At 60.6% G+C, this 18683-nt stretch carries 14 protein-coding genes; 6 read left to right on the plus strand and 8 right to left on the minus strand.

All coding sequences use genetic code 11. The features are described 5' to 3' along the window. The first annotated feature begins 8 nt into the window (after positions 1-8). Both HNQ36_RS02930 and HNQ36_RS02935 read left to right on the plus strand, forming a co-directional pair. Positions 9-2117, plus strand: a complete 2109-nt coding sequence (locus HNQ36_RS02930) for a TRAP transporter permease (protein WP_184082434.1) — start codon at positions 9-11, stop codon at positions 2115-2117. 219 nt (positions 2118-2336) lie between these two features. Continuing rightward, the gene (locus HNQ36_RS02935; protein WP_184082435.1) at positions 2337-2573 is read left to right on the plus strand and encodes a hypothetical protein; all 237 of its coding nucleotides are present in this window, start codon (positions 2337-2339) and stop codon (positions 2571-2573) included. A gap of 64 nt (positions 2574-2637) precedes the next feature. On the opposite strand, the gene hpnO is transcribed toward HNQ36_RS02935, so the two are convergent. Then, positions 2638-4029: an aminobacteriohopanetriol synthase HpnO gene (hpnO, locus tag HNQ36_RS02940; RefSeq protein WP_184082775.1), complete on the minus strand. Its 1392-nt coding sequence runs from the start codon at positions 4027-4029 to the stop codon at positions 2638-2640. A gap of 123 nt (positions 4030-4152) precedes the next feature. On the opposite strand from hpnO, the gene HNQ36_RS02945 reads away from it, so the two are divergent. Beyond that, positions 4153-4752 (plus strand): DUF2147 domain-containing protein, encoded by a 600-nt coding sequence (locus HNQ36_RS02945; RefSeq protein ID WP_046830264.1) that lies wholly within the window; start codon positions 4153-4155, stop codon positions 4750-4752. On the opposite strand, the gene hpnN is transcribed toward HNQ36_RS02945, so the two are convergent. After that, positions 4736-7333 (minus strand): hopanoid transporter HpnN, encoded by a 2598-nt coding sequence (gene hpnN, locus HNQ36_RS02950; protein ID WP_184082436.1) that lies wholly within the window; start codon positions 7331-7333, stop codon positions 4736-4738. The two genes, HNQ36_RS02945 and hpnN, sit on opposite strands and share 17 nt — an antisense overlap. Before the next feature lie 213 nt (positions 7334-7546). Here hpnN and dxs point away from each other — a divergent pair, with 213 nt between their 5' ends. The 3 genes from dxs to hpnH are packed head-to-tail and all read left to right on the plus strand — an operon-like array spanning position 7547 to position 11648. Further along, a complete protein-coding gene (dxs, locus tag HNQ36_RS02955; RefSeq protein WP_184082437.1) occupies positions 7547-9463 on the plus strand; it encodes a 1-deoxy-D-xylulose-5-phosphate synthase in 1917 nt (638 codons plus the stop codon). A 4-nt stretch (positions 9464-9467) separates the two neighbouring features. Next, positions 9468-10445, plus strand: a complete 978-nt coding sequence (gene ispH / locus HNQ36_RS02960; RefSeq protein WP_137325331.1) for a 4-hydroxy-3-methylbut-2-enyl diphosphate reductase — start codon at positions 9468-9470, stop codon at positions 10443-10445. Positions 10446-10451: 6 nt separating this feature from the next. Next, the gene (gene hpnH / locus HNQ36_RS02965; protein ID WP_184082438.1) at positions 10452-11648 is read left to right on the plus strand and encodes an adenosyl-hopene transferase HpnH; all 1197 of its coding nucleotides are present in this window, start codon (positions 10452-10454) and stop codon (positions 11646-11648) included. Positions 11649-11725: 77 nt separating this feature from the next. Here hpnH and HNQ36_RS02970 read toward each other — a convergent pair whose 3' ends face one another. From HNQ36_RS02970 to HNQ36_RS02995, 6 genes are read right to left on the minus strand one after another with little or no spacing between them, the layout of a single operon-like run. After that, the gene (locus tag HNQ36_RS02970; RefSeq protein ID WP_184082439.1) at positions 11726-12418 is read right to left on the minus strand and encodes a phosphorylase; all 693 of its coding nucleotides are present in this window, start codon (positions 12416-12418) and stop codon (positions 11726-11728) included. After that, positions 12415-14388: a squalene--hopene cyclase gene (shc, locus tag HNQ36_RS02975; protein WP_184082440.1), complete on the minus strand. Its 1974-nt coding sequence runs from the start codon at positions 14386-14388 to the stop codon at positions 12415-12417. Before shc ends, HNQ36_RS02970 begins: the two co-directional genes overlap by 4 nt. 22 nt (positions 14389-14410) lie before the next feature. Beyond that, on the minus strand, positions 14411-15670 hold the full coding sequence (gene hpnE, locus HNQ36_RS02980) for a hydroxysqualene dehydroxylase HpnE (protein ID WP_184082441.1): 1260 nt from the start codon (positions 15668-15670) through the stop codon (positions 14411-14413). Then, positions 15670-16509 carry a presqualene diphosphate synthase HpnD gene (gene hpnD / locus HNQ36_RS02985; RefSeq protein WP_184082442.1) on the minus strand — a complete coding sequence of 280 codons (840 nt, stop codon included), beginning with the start codon at positions 16507-16509 and terminating at the stop codon, positions 15670-15672. The genes hpnE and hpnD overlap by 1 nt, the downstream gene beginning before the upstream one ends. 6 nt (positions 16510-16515) lie before the next feature. Continuing rightward, the gene (gene hpnC, locus HNQ36_RS02990; protein WP_184082443.1) at positions 16516-17394 is read right to left on the minus strand and encodes a squalene synthase HpnC; all 879 of its coding nucleotides are present in this window, start codon (positions 17392-17394) and stop codon (positions 16516-16518) included. Further along, positions 17394-18644: a glycosyltransferase gene (locus HNQ36_RS02995; RefSeq protein ID WP_184082444.1), complete on the minus strand. Its 1251-nt coding sequence runs from the start codon at positions 18642-18644 to the stop codon at positions 17394-17396. Before HNQ36_RS02995 ends, hpnC begins: the two co-directional genes overlap by 1 nt. Positions 18645-18683 lie beyond the last annotated feature (39 nt).

The following is an 18683-nucleotide window of genomic DNA, read 5'->3' on the forward strand; positions in this document are numbered from 1 at the left end:
TATCGCAAATGTCAGCTTCGTCCGATAACACCGAAAATGCGGCAGCCGCTCCCGTTGCGGCTGCCGCTATTGCCTCAGCTCAGAAGAAAGTCGTGTTCGACGATCCGCATGCCGGTGTCGGCGGCTTGCAGGAAGCGGAAGTCACGCGGGTGCGCGCCCTCAGCGGCGGCTGGCGCTGGGCGCTGATCATCGCCACTGCGGCGACGATCCTGCTTTGTATCAACCAGCAATTCGCGCTCCGCTTCTTCGTCGGTTACACCCAGCTCAACACCGAATACTTCTATCTGTTGATCGCGCTAATGCTGCCGTTCACGTTCCTGATTTTTCCAGGCACTGAGAAGGCTCCGCTCGATCGCATCCCTTGGTATGACATTGTTCTGTTTGCCGCGACGTTCTGTTCGGCAATCTGGCTGATGATGAACATCCGCAAGGCAGCTTCGCTGGGTTGGGAATTCGCAGGCGCACCGATGCCGGTGATCGCTGGCGGTTTGATCATGTGGGCCGTTCTGATGGAGGCGCTGCGCCGCACCGGCGGCTGGAGCCTCCTGCTTTGCGTCCTGCCGTTCACCGTTTACCCGCTGTTTGCAGACGCACGCTGGCTGGGACCGTTTCGCGGAACTGAATCCACGCTCGATCAAGCCACGGCCTATCATGTTCTGTCGGGTGAGAGCCTGCTCGGCATTCCGATCCAGGCGTTCGCCGACACAGTAATCGGCTTTCTGGTGTTCGGCACGGCGCTCATGATGACAGGTGCCGGCAAGTTCTTCATCAACATCTCTTTCGCGCTTTGCGGAACATTCCGCGGCGGCGCCGCCAAGGTCTGCATTTTCGCGAGCGGACTTCTCGGCATGATGTCGGGCTCAATCATCTCCAACGTGCTGACCGCGGGCACGATGACGATTCCTGTCATGAAGAAAAGCGGCTTCCGCGCGTCCTACGCCGCAGCCATCGAAGCCTGCGCTTCGACCGGCGCGGTGCTCGCGCCGCCGGTGATGGGCGCGACTGCGTTCGTGATCGCCCAGTTCCTGAACGTCAGCTACGCGGAAGTCGCACTCGCGGCGATCATTCCGGCCGTCCTGTATTATCTCGGCCTTTTCATGCAGGTGGATTCTTACGCCGCGCGCCACAACCTTGCGGGCATCTCCCGCTCGGAATTGCCGCGCGTATGGGATACCGTCAAGGAAGGCTGGTATTACATCTTCGTCATCGCGCTGTTGATCGTGATGTTGCTGTACTTCAAGCGCGAAAGTCACGCTCCATTCTACGCGACCGCGCTTCTGCTGGTCCTCAACCAGTTGTTCTCGAAAGACACTCGTTGGACGTCTTCAACCATTAGCAAATTCCTGGAAGTGAACGGACGGACATTCGTCGAACTGGTTGGCATTCTGGCAGGGTGCGGCCTGCTGATCGGCGCATTCTCGATGACAGGCGTTATCTCCAGCCTCGCTAACGATCTGCTGAGAATCGCCGGCGACAACGCGCTCCTGCTGCTGGTGATGTGCGCCTTCACAAGCCTGGTGCTGGGGCTCGGTCTGACCACGACCGCCTGCTATATCTTTCTCGCCATTCTCGTCGCTCCCGCGCTCGAGAAAGCCGGCCTCAACAAGATGGCCGTACACATGTTCATCTTCTACTGGGGCATGCTGTCATCGATCACGCCACCTGTGGCCATCGCGTCATTTGCTGCAGCTGGCATCGCCGGCTCCCCGGCGATGAGAACGGGGTGGGAATCGATGTGGGTCGGCAGCATCATCTACTTCATTCCCTTCTTCTTTGTGCTCAACCCCGCACTCGTTCTGCAAGGCGACGCGCCTTATCTCACCGCGGTGGGTCTGATGTCTCTAGCCGGGATTGGCACTCTGTTCATTTGCGGCGGCATTCAGGGCTATCAGGCTTTCGTCGGAGACTTGCGGCGCACGAAAGCGTTGGAGTGGCCAATCCGCGTGCTGCTGATAATCGGAGGATTCGTTCTCGCAACGCCGGGCGGCGGCATTATGCCTGTCTCGCAGTGGCAGATCATGGCGATCGCGCTTGCGATCTTGGTTCCGACGCTGATCGTGGCCTTCACTCTGGTACAACGGAACCCGCTGGCGCCGGTGAAAGTTTCCTCTCGCTAGTCGGGATTCGAAGCCGGCGCGCTGCGCAACCGTCGAAAGCCGCCAACAGAAATGTGGCGGCAATTCGCGCCACACTATGCTGCTGACGCGAAGGAGATCGTGCATCCACGCCACACCCTGTCGAAATAGGCCACCCTTTCGGCGTGAATGGCTTGTATCTGGCATTCTGATGTGTTCGACCTATGGTTCGTCGAACGCTAGACCTGATAAGGGATAACGATGTTCAAAGCACTTCTCGCGACCACCCTGCTTGTCTCGGCAACTGTTGGCGCGTTTGCGCAGGCCCCACAGCGCAGCGGCACACCTGAAGAACAGAAGGCCTGCGCTCCGGACGTCTCGCGCTATTGCCGCGCCGTCATGAACGATGGTGACTTCGTGATCTTGGGCTGCCTGCAGGCCAACCGCACGAAGATCAGCAAGAAATGTGATGCGGTTCTGCGCAGCCACGGCCAGTAAACGGCCGCGCTTCCACGCATTTCCTTACATACCTGAATGAGCCAAACCAATCAGCCTGACATCGTCAGGCTGATTTTCTTGCTGCGTTATCGACCAAAGTCTTGCCCAACGACCAGATCGCACCGGGCACACGATGGCTGCTTTCGATCACGGTGTCGAACGAACTGGTAATCCAGTTGCAGTCTTCCTGCGTGATCGTGAGCGACGGCAGCAGCTTGATCGTGTGGCTGGCATGGCCCGACACCTGGCTGAGAATCTTGTGATCCTTGAACAGCGGAATGGTGATCAGCTGGCAGAACAGACCCTTGCTCGCCGTCTCCAGCATGGTCCAGGACGCCTTGAGCGCCAGCGACTTCGGCGGTCCGAACTCGACGCCGATCATGAGCCCCTTGCCGCGAACATTCTTGAGCAACTCGTAGCGCGGAACCATTGCGGACAGCGTCGCAAGAAGCTCAGCGCCACGCGCCGCCGCGTTCTCGATCACCTTTTCCTGCTTGAGCGCTTCCAGCGTCGCGATGCCGGCAGCCATGGCGAGATCGTTCTTGGAGAACGTCGATCCGTGCACGACGGCGCGGTCCATTCGGTCGAAAATCTTGTCGAAGATCGCCTTGCGCGTCAGCACGGCGCCGACCGGGACGTGACCGCCGGAAAGAGACTTCGACAGCAGCACCATGTCCGGTTCGACATTCCAGTGCTCGACGGCAAGGAAACGCCCTGTGCGACCCATTCCGGTCTGGATTTCGTCCGCCACGAACAACGTGCCATAGCGCTTGCACAGCGCAGCCGCATCCGCGAGAAACCCGTCGTCGGGTATGTTGACGCCCTTGCCCTGAATCGGCTCAACGATGAAGGCTGCAACCTGCCGAGAGGTCAGCGCCTTTTCGAGCGCCGGAAGGTCGTTGAACGGAATCGAGAAGCAGTCTGGCAACAGCGGCCCGAAACCGTCACGGAAGTTCTTGTCGCCGGTCAGAGACAACGAACCGTAGGACAGCCCGTGATAGCCGTGGTCGCAATAGACGATGCCGGTCCGGCCAGTGGCGCCGCGCGCGAATTTGATCGCAGCTTCGACACATTCCGTCCCTGAATTCGCAAAAAATACCTTGTCGAGATAGGGCACATGCGCGATCAGGCGCTCCGCCAGAATACCGGCAAGCGTGGACAGATCGAGCTGAACGAGATTGGGCAGATCACTGTCGAGCACGCTCTTGAGAGCGTTCTTGACAGTCGGATGATTGCGGCCGAGTGCGAAGACACCAAAGCCGCTCAGGAGATCGAGATAGCGATCGCCATCGCGGTCAAACAGATATTGCCCTTGGGCCCGCTGGAAGCCGACGTCATAACCGATGGTCTTGAGGACCCGAACAAGCTGCTCGTTGAGGTACCGCGTGTGCAGAGCGTTCCGCTGGAATTGGCGATCCGCGAACATCTCTGAAATGTCTAGATTTGGCTGCATGATGTCATACATACTTCGTTTGCCGGGCGTGTAGTCAACTGAAATTAGTGTATGCGTCGATTTGTCAATCTCTGGAACAACGAACGGCTTTTGTGTTTAAATTGGTTGCAATGCACGCGAGGATTCATGCGAAAAATAGCCCTTAGTGGAATGTTCCTGCTCGCCGCTGCTGGTGCTGCCTCCGCGGCAGAACCGCTCGGTGAATGGCGCGATGAAGACGGCAAGGCGACAATCCGAATCGTCGATTGCAATTCGCGGCTTTGGGGCGTCGTCGCATCCGAATCCATCCCCGGTGGTCTCGACAAGAACAATCCCGACAAGGCCAAGCGGACACGTCCCCTGCTTGGCATGCCCATCCTTCTGAACATGAAGAAAGTCGAGGACGAGAAGGACAAGTGGGAAGGCAAGGTTTACGACGCGACGAGCGGCAAAACCTACGATTCCTCGATTCAGGTCAAAGCGGCCAACTCACTGCGCATCGAGGGCTGCGTGGCCATGATCCTCTGTGGCGGCCAGACCTGGACCCGTGTCGTTGAGGGCGCTCCCGCGCCCGGCGGCCAGAAGACCACTGCACCTGCGCCCAAGAGCACCGCAGCGCCATTTCCGACGCCCATCGGAAGCCCCAAGACGGCTGCTCCGCCAAAGGCCGGAGCCAAGGCGGGATCGCCCGATGCTGTGACCTCCGAGGTCTGTATGCTCCCGGAGATCGCTAACGCTCCTCGTTAGTGTCGCGGGGGCGTCCCATCAGCGCAGGCTGAAACAGCACTGCGGCTGCGAGCGTCGTGACCAGCGACAGCGCCAGCAACTTGCCCATGCTCGACGTACCTGGGTGGCTCGATAGCCAAAGGCTGCCGAATGCCGTCGCGGTCGTCAGCGCGCTGAAGAAGATCGCGCGCGTCAGGCTTGATTGCAGCAGGTCTGTCTGCCCTGCCCGCCACGCCGTCACATAGTAGATCTTGAACGCGACGCCGATGCCGAGCAGCAGCGGCAACGCGATGATGTTGGCGAAATTCATCGGCAGTCCGATAAGGACGCAGATCTCGAGCGTCACAACACCTGCCAGCACAAGCGGCACCAGAGTGAGCAGCACGTCACCAATCCGCTTCAGAACGATCCAGAGCAGGATTGCAATCGACAGTAGCGCCCAGCCACCCGCCTGAATAAAGGCCGACACGATGGTGTCGCCCGATTTCAGAATAGAGATCGGGCCGCCGATGGCGGTCGGCTCGACCTTCAGGACCGCGGCGGCGAAACTGCGCAGCGTGTCGTTGTCGTTCGGATCACCCTTCGGCTGCGCCTCGACGCGGGTTCGTCCGTCGGAAGACGTCCAGTCGGCCAGAATGTCGGGCGGCAAGGTTTTCGCGCTAACCGGCTGCGCCTTGAGCAACCCGCGAACCTGATCCAACGCGACGTTCAGGGAAGAAATAAACGTCGTCTCGGCCCTGTCACGCGTGGCCTTGTCGGCCTGCGCGAGTTTCGCGAGCGCGTCCGCGAGGCGGCGTGCTGCCACAGCGCCCGGCCCCTTGTCGTCGCCGGCGGTCCTGCGCAGGCTGTCCACCGAGCCCTTCAGCGCGGCGACATTTTCCTCATCTGACGGCGCAGTGCCGCGCGATGTCTCATTCAGGATCGGATTGAGCGACGCCGCCGCCTTGCGGATAATCGCGAGCTTTGCGGGCTGATCGTCGGGAATGAAACTGTCGAGCGAAACCGTTCGCGACACCTCTGGAATTTTCGCGAGGCGAGCCTGAATTTCCTTGGCCGCCGCCACAGACGGGGCCAGGACTTCGACGGCATTGGTGCCGGTGTTGGGATCGCGGCGCAGATCGAGATAGGTCGCAACCGATTCAACCTTCGCGCTGCGCAGGTTCATCGGGTTGAAGTCGAACTGCAGGAAATACAGCAATGGCAGGCCAAGAACGGCCACGCCAAGCGTCGCTGCAACAACGCCGACGCGATGCCGCTCCAGGAAACTATCGACCGGAGCCAGGAACTTGAAGCCCAACGGTTCGGCTTCGCCCGGAGGATTGAAAATCTTGAGCAACGCCGGCAACACCGTGATCGCGGCGACGAATGCGATAAGCATGCCCGCACCGGCGATCTTCCCGAGTTCAGACACGCCCTTGTAGTCGGTCGGCAAAAACGAGAGGAAGCCCGCAGCCGTGGCCACCGCCGCAAGTGTGAGCGGAATCGCAGAATACTCGGCGGCTTTCTCAAGCGCCGGACTAAGCTCGTCCTTTTCGTGACGTTCAGCGCGATATCGGACGCTGTACTGGATGCCGAAATCGACTCCAAGACCGACGAAGAGCACAAAGAACGCAATCGAAATCAGATTGAACGCCCCCACCAGCATAAGTCCGACGGCGGTGGTGATCGACAGCCCGATCACGAGCGTGATGAAAACGGCACCGATAATCTTGGATGATTTCAGCGCGCACCACAGGATGAAGAGGACGATCAGCACAGTCCCGGTATGGGTGACGAGCGCGCCCTCCTGCACCGTCGCGAATTCATCATTCGCAATCGGGACGGGTCCGGTGAGACGGACCCTGGCGTTGTACTCACCGGCGAGATTCGCATCCTGCGCCGCCTTCCGGATCGCCTCGGTGGCAGCTCCGCCCGGTTCCAGCGCCTTGAAGTCGAGAATCGGCCGCATCATCAGGAGCGTGCGCTTGTCAGCCTCCGTCAGGGCCTCGTTGCTGGACAGTTCCTTCCAGGAGAAGGTCGCAGGCTGATTTGCAGCCACCTTCTCAACGGTCGCGGCGACCAGGTTCAGCGGCCCCGCCATGGAATCTCGCGAATACTGGCCCCGCTGGGACCCAGCCAGACCGAATTCCAGCACGCCTGTCAGGCCGCGCAGGCTGGGGTCGTCCACCAGAATATCGAAAATTGGGGCTGCCGAAGCCAATTGACCGACCTGCTTGGCCACCTCGGGGGTCGGCAAGAACAAAAGTCCGTTATTATCGAAGAACGGTCCGCCGCCCGGACGCCTGATCCAAATGAACCTGTCGGTCTGTGGGAGCAACTTCTTCTCAAGAGCGGCGGCGGCTTGCCGGGAGAGTTCCGGCGTCGGAGCCTCCACAACGGCCAAAATGCTGTCATTTCGGCCCGGAAATGCCTTCTCGAAGTCAATTTCGCGCTTTCGCCAGTCCAGATTAGGAGAAATCAGCGTCGCGACGTCGGTATTGATGGCAAAGTTCCGGTGTGAATAGACGCCTGCCACCGCTGCCAAAGCTACGCCGGCCAGGAGGACCAGCCATGCATGGCGCGTGCAAAAACGAACAAGCGATACAATAGTCCTTGTCAGCACAGGTTTTCTTTCTATTTCTGGCGACCAGCTTGGGGTAAAGGCAACTGCCGGGGAGGCAGCGGGTTAACTTACTGATGCCTCAAACGATGCCCTTAAGTCACACAATAGTGGCATTTAGCCAGCAGTTCCTCAGAACTACTGCTGAATAGCTGCAATAATGCTACACTGCAAAATGTTCCCGTCTTGTTCCACAGTCGCATTGGAAGCCTTGGTATGACCTCATCGACCCCATTGCTCGACGCAATCAAGTCGCCCGCCGATCTTCGCAAGTTGAAGGAAAGCGAACTGCCTCAAGTTGCAGCGGAACTCCGCGCGGAGACAATTAGCGCGGTTGCGGTTACGGGCGGTCATCTGGGCTCCGGTCTCGGTGTCGTTGAACTCACGGTTGCAATACATCATGTTTTTAATACGCCTTCCGACCGCGTCATTTGGGACGTCGGCCATCAGGCCTATCCGCACAAGATCCTGACCGAGCGGCGCGACCGGATTCGCACCCTGCGTCAGGGTGGCGGCCTGTCCGGCTTCACCAAGCGCGCAGAAAGCGAGTACGATTGTTTCGGCGCCGCTCACTCGTCGACCTCCATTTCAGCAGGCCTCGGCATGGCCGTCGCCCGCGATCTTGCTGGCGAGGAGCGAAATATCGTCGCAGTGATCGGGGACGGCGCGATGTCGGCCGGCATGGCCTATGAGGCGATGAACAACGCCGGCGCCATGGATTCGCGCCTGATTGTGATTCTGAACGACAACGAGATGTCGATTGCACCGCCGGTCGGTGCGATGTCGTCCTATCTGTCGCGCCTGACGTCCAGCAACACCTATCGTTCGCTGCGCGAGATCGGCAAGCAGGTTGCCAAGCGCCTTCCAAAATTCGTCGAGAAGGGCGCGCAGCGCGCCGAGGAATACGCCCGCGGCATGCTGTCGGGTGGCACACTGTTCGAGGAACTCGGCTTCTACTATGTCGGCCCGATCGACGGCCATAACCTCGATCATCTTCTGCCGGTTCTGAAGAACGTTCGGGATTCGAAGGTCGGCCCAACGCTGATCCACGTCGTGACCGAAAAGGGCAAGGGTTACTCCCACGCCGAGACCGCATCCGATAAGTATCATGGCGTCGTCAAATTTGACGTGGCGACCGGCAAGCAGGCGAAGGCACAGGCCAATGCCCCCGCCTACACCAAGGTGTTTGGCACCAGTCTCGTCAAGGAAGCCGAGAAGGACGACAAGATCGTCGCCATCACCGCTGCGATGCCATCCGGCACCGGCGTCGATATCTTCAGCAAGGCCTTCCCTGAGCGTACGTTCGACGTCGGCATCGCCGAGCAGCACGGCGTCACGTTCGCCGCCGGCCTTGCGTCCGAAGGCATGAAGCCGTTCGTCGCCATCTACTCGACCTTTCTGCAGCGTGCCTACGACCAGGTGGTGCACGACGTCGCCATTCAGGGCCTGCCGGTCCGCTTCATCATCGACCGTGCGGGTCTTGTCGGTGCCGACGGACCGACCCACGCGGGTTCGTTCGATCTGGCCTATCTCGGCTGCCTGCCGGGCATGGTGCTGATGGCCGCAGCCGATGAGGCCGAGCTGGTGCACATGGTCGCCACCGCTGCCGCGATCGACGACCGCCCCTCCGCTATCCGCTTCCCGCGTGGCGATGGTGTCGGTGTGGACCTGCCGTCGGTCGGCGTTCCGCTGGAGATCGGCAAGGGCCGCATCGTCCGCGAAGGCACCTCGGTGGCGCTGGTATCGCTCGGAACCCGCCTTCAGGAATGCCTGAAAGCTGCAGACATTCTAAAAGCCCATGGCTTAACGGCGACCGTCGCCGATGCCAGATTTGCCAAACCGATCGACACGGACATGATCCTGCGTCTGGCGCGGGACCACGACGTGCTCGTCACCATCGAGGAAGGCTCGATCGGAGGCTTTGGAGCGCAGGTCCTGCATACGCTCGCAGAGAACGGCGCACTGGACAAAGGACTGAGGGTTCGCTCGATGGTTCTTCCCGATACGTTTATCGATCAGGACAGCCCTGCTGCGATGTACGCAAAGGCCGGTCTCGACGCCAAGGGCATCGTGACGCGCGTCTTCGAGGCGCTTGGCCGCGAAGGCGAGATCAGCGCGGTGCAGCTTGCTTAATCACGTGCCCCAAAAAGCCGAGATTAAGATCCTGCTGGCTCAGCCACGCGGGTTTTGCGCTGGCGTCGTGCGCGCGATCGAGATCGTCGAACGCGCGCTCGAGAAGTACGGCCCGCCGGTCTATGTCCGCCACGAGATCGTGCACAACAAGTACGTGGTCGAAAGCCTGAAGGCCAAGGGCGCGGTGTTCGTCGAAGATCTGCACGAGGTCCCGGCCAACGCGATCACAGTGTTCAGCGCCCATGGCGTCGCCAAGAGCGTCGAGGAAGAAGCCGCATCGCGCGGTCTTCCGGTTCTCAACGCCACCTGCCCGCTGGTCACAAAAGTTCACAATCAAGGCAAGCGCTACGTCTCCAAGGGACGCAAGCTGGTCCTGATCGGCCATGAAGGTCACCCGGAGGTCGTGGGCACCATGGGCCAGGTTCCCGGCCCCGTGATCCTCGTTCAGAGCGTCGAGGACGTTGCGGAACTCGATCTGCCGAACGACGAACCGATGGCCTATATCACCCAGACGACGCTCAGCGTCGACGACACCCGCGATATCATCGCGGCCCTCGAGGACCGCTTCAGTGACCTCGAAGGCCCCGATACCCGCGACATCTGCTACGCGACACAAAACCGCCAGTCTTCGGTGCGAGACCTCAGCAAGCTCGTCGACGTCATTCTGGTGGTCGGCGCAACCAACAGTTCCAACTCCAACCGCCTCCGCGAAATCGGGACCGAAGTTGGCGTCCCGAGTTATCTCATCGCCGATGGCAGCCAGCTCAATCCTGAATGGTTGAAAGACGCGAAGACCGTCGGCATCACCGCGGGCGCCTCGGCGCCGGAGGTGCTGGTGGACGATGTGATTGACGCCCTGCGAAGAATCGGACCGGTGACAGTGTCCGTACTGCCGGGCCGGGAGGAGAATATCGAATTCCGACTGCCGGCCGAGCTGACCCAACGCCAGCCGCGCCCCTCTCCCGTGATGCAAGAAAGATAAACATTCATGGCGATACCTTTTTTCAAAGAGATCAAGATCGGCTCGTACCTCGTTAAGCAGAAGCTGCTTGGCCGTAAGCGTTATCCTCTGGTGCTGATGCTGGAGCCGTTGTTCCGCTGCAACCTCGCCTGCGTGGGCTGCGGCAAGATCGATTATCCCGATGCGATCCTGAACCGCCGCATGTCGGCGCAGGAATGCTGGGACGCGGCCGACGAATGCGGCGCGCCGATGGTAGCGATCCCGGGCGGCGAACCGCTGATCCACAAGGAGATCGGCGAAATCGTGCGCGGTCTGGTCGAGCGCAAGAAGTTCGTCTCGCTCTGCACCAACGCACTGCTGCTCGAGAAGAAGCTCGATCTGTTCGAGCCCTCGCCTTACCTGTTCTTCTCGGTGCATCTCGACGGCCTTAAGGATCATCACGACAAGGCCGTGTCGCAGAAGGGCGTGTTCGACCGCGCCGTGTCTGCGATCAAGGCCGCCAAGGCTCGTGGCTTCACCGTGAACGTCAATGCGACAATCTTCGACGGCCATGCCGCCGAGGACATCGCGAAGTTCCTCGACTTCACCACCGAGCTCGGCGTCGGCGTCTCGATGTCGCCGGGCTATGCCTATGAGCGTGCGCCGGATCAGGAGCACTTCCTGAACCGCACCAAGACCAAGAAGTTGTTCCGCGACGTGTTCGCGCTCGGCAAGGGCAAGAAGTGGAATTTCATGCACTCCGGCCTGTTCCTCGACTTCCTGGCCGGCAACCAGAACTTCGAGTGCGAACCGTGGGGTATGCCTGCGCGCAACATCTTCGGATGGCAGAAGCCCTGCTATCTGCTCGGCGAAGGCTACACCAAGACCTTCAAGGAGCTGATGGAAACCACTGACTGGGACACCTACGGCACCGGCAAGTATGAGAAGTGCGCCGACTGCATGGCGCATTGCGGCTACGAGCCGACGGCTGCCAACGCTGCCGTCAGCAATCCCTTGAAGGCTCTGAAGGTCGCGATGTTCGGCATCAAGACCGAGGGTCCGATGGCGCCGGAAATCGACATGTCGAAGCAGCGCCCGGCGCAGTACGTCTTCTCGTCGGAAGTGCAGAAGCGTCTGTCGGAAATCCGTGCCGATGAGGCAAAGGCCGCGGAAGCCAAGGCCGCGAAACTCGCTGCCGCAACAGCAGACGCGAAGTCGGCTCAGAGCGCTTCGACCGCAGCCTGATTTCCAACCGCATCCACCAAAAAAAGGCGCGAGCATTGCTCGCGCCTTTTTCTATAGAGATGATCGTGAACGTGGCGTCAGCCGAGAGCTTCTCGGCAGCCGCGTAACGAACGCAGCGCGCGGCTGAAGTCGCGTCCCGTTGAAATCAGGTGCGGGATCGTCTTCGGGTTACGCGCGATCCCGCGCATCACCTTCCACATATCGACGTTACCATTCGGCTTGATGGCGCTCATCGTCAGCTCCGGCAACGCGCGATGCGCTGGATCGCTGATGACGCGTACCGCTGCGAACGGCAGGCCATAGTGCTCGGCATAGCGAGCCGCGATGTGGCTCTCCATATCGACGGCATCGCCGCCGCTGGTAGCGCGCAGCGCAGCCTTGGCGACCTGACCGGTCACCACTTCCTCGACACCGACGAGAATCCCGGGAACGACGACGCGGCGGCGTTTTGCCGGCAGAGCAACGAGATTCTCAGTGAGCGCCGCGGCGGTAGACCAACGCTGCTTGCCGGCGATGATCTCAGAGGCAATGACGACGTCACCGGATTTCAGTTCAGGATTGAGCCCGCCTGCGACGCCAAAACTCACGATGCCGCGAATGCTCGCCGGGTCGAACGACGTCATCATCTCGCGTAGCTGAACTGGATTGCTGGAACTGCAGATGACGGTGAGGCCGGGCCCGGCAGCGATGCGAGCCTCCTGCTTCAAGCCAGTAACGATCAGGACTGGCAGCCCGTCGTGTGCGGCGTCCCCGCCCGCGCCAATAATCACATCCCGATCCCCACGAAACGACTGTTAGTATTACGCAGATTCCGATACCGCGCCAGCGCCCACAACGGGAAGAACTTGGAATACCCGTGGTATCGCAAATAGAACACACGTGGGAAACCGCCCCCGGTGTACTGCGGCTCGGTCCAGAGCCCATCCCTTGTCTGATTTTGAATCAAATACGCAATGCCGCGCTGAGTCGCGGGATGATCCACCTTCCCCGCAGCCATCAGAGCCAGCGTCGCCCAGGCCGTCTGCGAGGCGGTGGTTTCCGACTTCACATAGCCCTTATAATCGAGCCGGTAGCTGTTGCCGTCCTCGCCCCAACCTCCGTCGCTGTTCTGGATCGAGATCAGCCAGTCGGCGCCCTTCGCCATCACCGGATCGTTGTGATCGACGCCGGCTGCGTTCAGCGCGCAGAGCACGGACCATGTCCCGTAGATGTAGTTGACGCCCCAGCGACCGAACCATGAGCCATCCGGCAACTGGGTGCGGCGCAGATATTCGATGCCGCGGGCCAGCGCCTCACTGGTCTTGGCCGTTTCGCCAAGCTGCGCCAGCATCGAGACGCAACGCGCGGTGACGTCCTCGGTCGGCGGATCAAGCAGCGCGCCATGATCCGAGAACGGAATGTTGTTCAGATAGTACTCGAGATTGTCGGCATCGAACGCGGCCCAGCCGCCATCCTTGCTTTGCAGGCCCAGCAGCCATTCGCGGCCGCGCGCGATCGCCTCATCGTATTTGGTGCCGGCTTGCAGCGTGCCGCGCGCGCGGTCCATCGCCATGACGACGACAGCGGTGTCGTCGAGATCCGGATAGTGCGCATTGTTGTACTGGAACGCCCAACCGCCGGGACGCACGCCCGGCCGCTTCTCGATCCAGTCGCCCTCAACGTCGAGCACCTGCTTCGGCTTGAGCCAGTCCAACGCGGCCTTGGCCGACGCTTCAGCCTTTTCACCGCCGACTTCGATCATGGCGTGTGCGGCCAGCGCGGTGTCCCAAATCGGCGACACGCACGGCTGGCAGTAAGCCTCATCGTCCTTGATCACGAGCAGGTTTTCGACCGACTGCCGCGCCAGCACGTAGTGAGGATGATCCTTCGGATAGCCAAGCAGATCATACATCATGACGGTGTTGGCCATGGCCGGGAAGATTGCACCGAGACCGTCAACGCCATTCAGGCGTTCGGTGACGAAAGCCACCGCCTTGTCGATCGCGTGCTGGCGGCTCTTCTTCGGAAATAATGGGTCAACCACGCGCAGCACGGCATCGAGGATGCTGAAGCCCGTGAACCAGAGCTGGCTCTGATGCGGCGCTTTCGCCGTCATGCCGATCGACTTCGGGTCTTCCAGGAACAGTTCATCGATGCCGACGCCGAGCGGGTTGCGCGCGCGCGGCTTCTTGTTCATCAGCACCAGCAGCGGCACGATCACGGTCCGCGCCCAATACGAAATCTTGGTCAGATGGATTGGAAACCAGCGCGGCAGCAGCATGATCTCCACCGGCATCATCGGCGCCGCACGCCAGGTGACGACGCCGAACAGCGCCAGCATGATACGGGTGAACACGTTGCTCTTGATTGCGCCACCGCGGCGGAGCATCTCCTCGCACGCTTTTTTCATATGCGGCGCGTCCACGGAATCGCCGATCATCTTGAGCGCGAAGTAAGCCTTCACGCTGGCGCTCATGTCGAACTCGTGGCCGTAGAATAGCGACCAGCCGCCATTCTCATTCTGGATGCGGCGCAGGTAATTGCCGATCTTGGCTTCCAGCACGGCATCGACCGGCTCGGCCAGATAGTGCCGCAGCAAAACGTACTCAGCCGGAATCGTCGCGTCAGCCTCCAACTCGAACACCCAGTGTCCGTCAGGCTTGCGGGTATCCAGAATCGCGCGGCTGGCAGCCGCGATACTGCTTTCGAGGGCCGGCGCGGTCGGCGCAACAGCGGCCTTATGGTCGTCAAGAAGGGTCATGGAACTCCGTAAAATGCTGAATTTATTGCATTTTCAGGGCCATATCGGCAGCCTGATCACCTGAGCGGATAGCCCCCTCAATGGTCGCTGGCAGTCCCGTATCAGTCCAGTCGCCCGCGAGGAACAGGTTTTTCCAATCGGTGGCAGTCCCTGGACGCATGGCATTTTGTTCCGGAGTTGCCTCAAATGTGGCACGGCGTTCGCGCACGATCTGCCATGGCGGCAACGGCCCGTTTGCAACCTCATCGCCGAGGCCTGCGGCCTTGCAGATGTCGCGCCAGATGTCGCGCGCCAATTGTTCACGCGGCACATTCACCAGCCGATCGGCATTGCTGATGGTGATCGACAGCCGCTGCGGAAACGCAAACAGCCATTCAATCAATCCACCGACCACGCCCATCATCGGCGGCATGTTGTCCGGTGGATCGTAGCGGAAATGCGCATTGACGATCGCGCGAAATTTTGTCGGCGCCTTCAACCCGAGCAGGATGGATGACGCAGCACGCGGCGGCACTGCGAGCACGACAACATCGCTTGGTGCCACGGTGACCGTGTCGTCGCCGAACTCCAGCGCCGAGATGTTCTCGCCTGCCATCAACACCTGACGCAATTCATGACCGAAGTTGAGCGAGGCCCCCTTCTCACGCAGCAGTTTGAGCGCTGGATCGACCAGAACGGCGCTGAGGCCCTCGCGCGCAATCAGCGGACGACACGACTTTCCGCCAGCAAGCAACGTCTCGCGCACGATAGCGCCCGCAAGGCCCGCCGAGCCTTCCGGTGGATCGACGTTCAGCGCCGCAAGTAAAAGCGGCTGTACCAGACGTTCATACAGTTTGCCTTCGCACTTCACGGTTTTGCCGACCAGCGCATCGGCCCCAGCCCAGATCACCGGCGCGAGCGCGAGATAGTCGCCCACCGTCGTGTCCGGGACGCGGCGGGTCTTGTCGAATACCCATGTCGGCAAGCGGCCGTTGCCAAGGTCAAGCATCCAGCGCTTGTCGGCTTTCAGATCGACAAAATTGAATTGCGCGCGCTCCGGTCCCACAAGACCGGCCTCGCTCCCGATCGCCAGCGCATAAGACCGCGCATGGAGATTCCCCGACAGCAAGAGATGATTGCCGTTGTCGATGACGAGATCGGTCGCAGCGTCATAGTACGAGCGGCAACGGCCACCGGCCTGCTGCGTCGCTTCATGGACGTGAACCTGAAATCCTTCATTCGCGAGCCGAACAGCCGCGGCCAGGCCGGAGACCCCGGCGCCAATGATATGAGCTTTTGCCATCAGATAAATGCGTACCGAATGAGAATGAAAATCTTTGCTGCCTTGCTGAGCTTGACCGGCTTGCGCGGCAACGCGAAACCACGCTCAACCAGCTTTTCGAGAATCGCGTGGTAATATTCCGACATGATCTTCGGCGCGCGAACCACGCGGCGTGAATTGCGCGCCATGATATCGTTCGACTTGGCGAAGTGATCGCGCGCCTGCTTCAGGATGCCCTCGCACACGCGCGACAGCCGCGGATCGGATGCGACCACCAGCGGATCGTTCGACATGATCCCGGCGGCGTTGAGGTCTTCGCGCGGCAGGTAAAGCCGGCCGAGACCGGCGTCCTCGTCAATATCGCGCAGAATATTGGTCAGTTGAAGCGCGCGGCCGAGGTGATGCGCCAGCAGGATTCCGTCGTCCTCACCAAGGCCGAACACTCGTACCGACAATCGCCCCACCGCACTCGCAACCCGGTCGCAGTAAAGATCAAGCGTCCGTGCGTCCGGTGCGCGGATATCGGCGGGCACGTCCATCTCCATGCCGTCGATAATGGCGATGAAATCATCGCGGCGCAGACCAAACCGCTTCACCGACAACACATAGTCACGCAGGTGCTGCGGTGGATTTCCTGCGTAAAGCGCATCAATATCGCGCCGCCACTGATCCAGCGCCTTCAGGCGCTCAGGGCGCGGGCCGTCGGAATCCGCGATATCGTCGACCTGCCGGCAAAAGCTGTAGATCTGGAACATCGCCTCGCGCTGCTCGCGCGGCAGAATACGCATCGCTGCATAGAACGAACTGCCGGAGGCGGAACCTTCGGGCGTGACTTGCGATGTGACGTCAGCAGCGGTCATGATGCATCACGCGCCGGAAACATGACGAACAACCGGCGTCTGCCCGGTCGCACGCTGGTACAGGGCGCGCGCCATGGCGGACAGCGCAACGCCCAGCATCTGCTGCTTGGAGAGGTGAACGCGCTCGCTCAACGGATCGCGGACCTTCAGCAGATTGACGATCCTGTCGGCGAAGGCATCGATCACGGCAATCTCCAGCCCGAGGCGCGTATCCTTCACCTGAGCGGGAAGCGAACGCCCCTTGTTCAGAAGCGCTTCAGTCCGGCGCGCCAGATCTTGCAGGCACTTCAGCAAGGCAGGCTGCGCGTGTCCCTCGCCCAGCATCTCCACCGTCGCACCGGCGGCCGCAAGCGCATCGCGCGGGATATAGACGCGGTCGAGGTCAAGGTAATCCTTGCCGCAATCCTGCAGGTGGTTGTTGATCTGCAGGGCCGCGCAGATCGCATCGGATGCCGCCCAGGTCGAACGATCCTCGCCGTGGACATCCAGCATAAAGCGGCCGACCGGCATCGCCGAGAGCGAGCAGTAATGGATCAGTTCGTCCCAGTTTTCGTAGCGTAGCTTGGTGACATCGAGACGAAACGCATTCAGCAGATCCTGCGCATGCTTCGGCGACATCCCGCGCTCGGTAAATGCAGCCCGCAGCGCCACCGCTTCAGGCTGGCTATCACCCTTGCCCAGCAGTTCGGCTTCCAGCAAGTCGAGCTTGTCGAGCTTGTCCTGCGGCGCCAGCGACGCATGATCGGCAACGTCGTCACCGGTGCGCACGAAGTTATAGAACGCAAGAATCAGCGCGCGATGACGCGGATGAATGATCCACGACGCGACCGGAAAGTTCTCGTCCTTATGGCCTTTGCCTGAACGCAATTCGCCTGCTGTTGTCATTACGAACTGGATACCTGTGCCTGGGCGCGGCCTTTCCACATTCCGCCACGTCCCTGAAAGTGCTGGACTGCGGAATTGACCGTGAACACCATGTAAGCGATTGCGATTGCGGGGAGCGCGAGCCCCCAAAGCGCGGACTGCCCATAATATCGCAGGGTGGGCTGGAACGCGAGCGCCATCAGCGCCCATGCCGCCACAGCAAATACCGCAGCAAAACCGTGGCCGAACAGTGCGATCAGCACCGGCGCCAGATATACGAGGCACATGCCAAGAATGGTTCCGATCAGGATTGCCACCGAATATCGCAGTTGCGCGTAGGCCGACCGCGAAATCATATGCCCGACGTTGGCGATGGTATCCGATGCACGAACGCTTTTGACGTCCTGCGAGAAACCGAGCCACACCGAGCCCTGCGTCTTCAGCCGCGCACCGAGGGCGCAGTCGTCGATCAGTGATCCGCGGATCGCATCAATGCCACCGGCATTTTTCAGCGCATCCCAGCGCGCAAGGATGCAGCCGCCAGCCGCAGCGGCGGTTGAACGCGATGGATCGCGAACCCAGCCGAACGGGTAAAGCATTCCGAAGAAGAAGATGAACGCCGGTATCAGGTATTTTTCCGCAAAGCTCTCGCAACGAAGCATCGCCATCACAGACGTCATCGCGAACTTGTCGTTTTGCGCGCGCGCCACCAGCCGCATCAGCACATCGCCGGAGTAAACGATGTCCGCGTCCGTCAGCAGGACGTAATCTGGCGGCGATGAACGGCCCTCGACCATCGTGAGGCCTTGTTTCACCGCCCACAGTTTGCCCGTCCAGCCGGATGGCAACGGACGACCCTGCAATACCGTGAGACGATCCGAAGCACCAATTGCGGCGGCGGCATCGCTCGCAATCTGCGAGGTGTCGTCCTGGCTTTGATCGTCAACCAGGATCATCGACAACACGCCGGGATAAGGCTGGCTCAAAATCGACGTCACACAGGCACCGACGCCCGCAGCCTCGTCCCGCGCCGGCACGACGACAGCAATCGATGGCCAATCCATGAAGCCGGGCGCTGGCGCGAGGTCATCGAATTTCTGCGTTCGCCAGAAGTCACCCCGGGCCGCGATCAGATAGACCCAGATCGCGAGAGCGAGTACGGCAACAACCAATGAGATTTGAGCAGACAATTCAGGCTCACAAGCAGGGTTGAACAGCGGTGGAAGCAAGTCTCCGCCGCAGTCGATTAGCAGGTTCGCGCCTCCTAGCACAATCCTCCGCCAAAAGGAAATATCGCTGTTATTTCAGTA

The sequence above is a fragment of the Afipia massiliensis genome (genome assembly GCF_014203115.1).
Lineage (GTDB): Bacteria > Pseudomonadota > Alphaproteobacteria > Rhizobiales > Xanthobacteraceae > Afipia > Afipia massiliensis.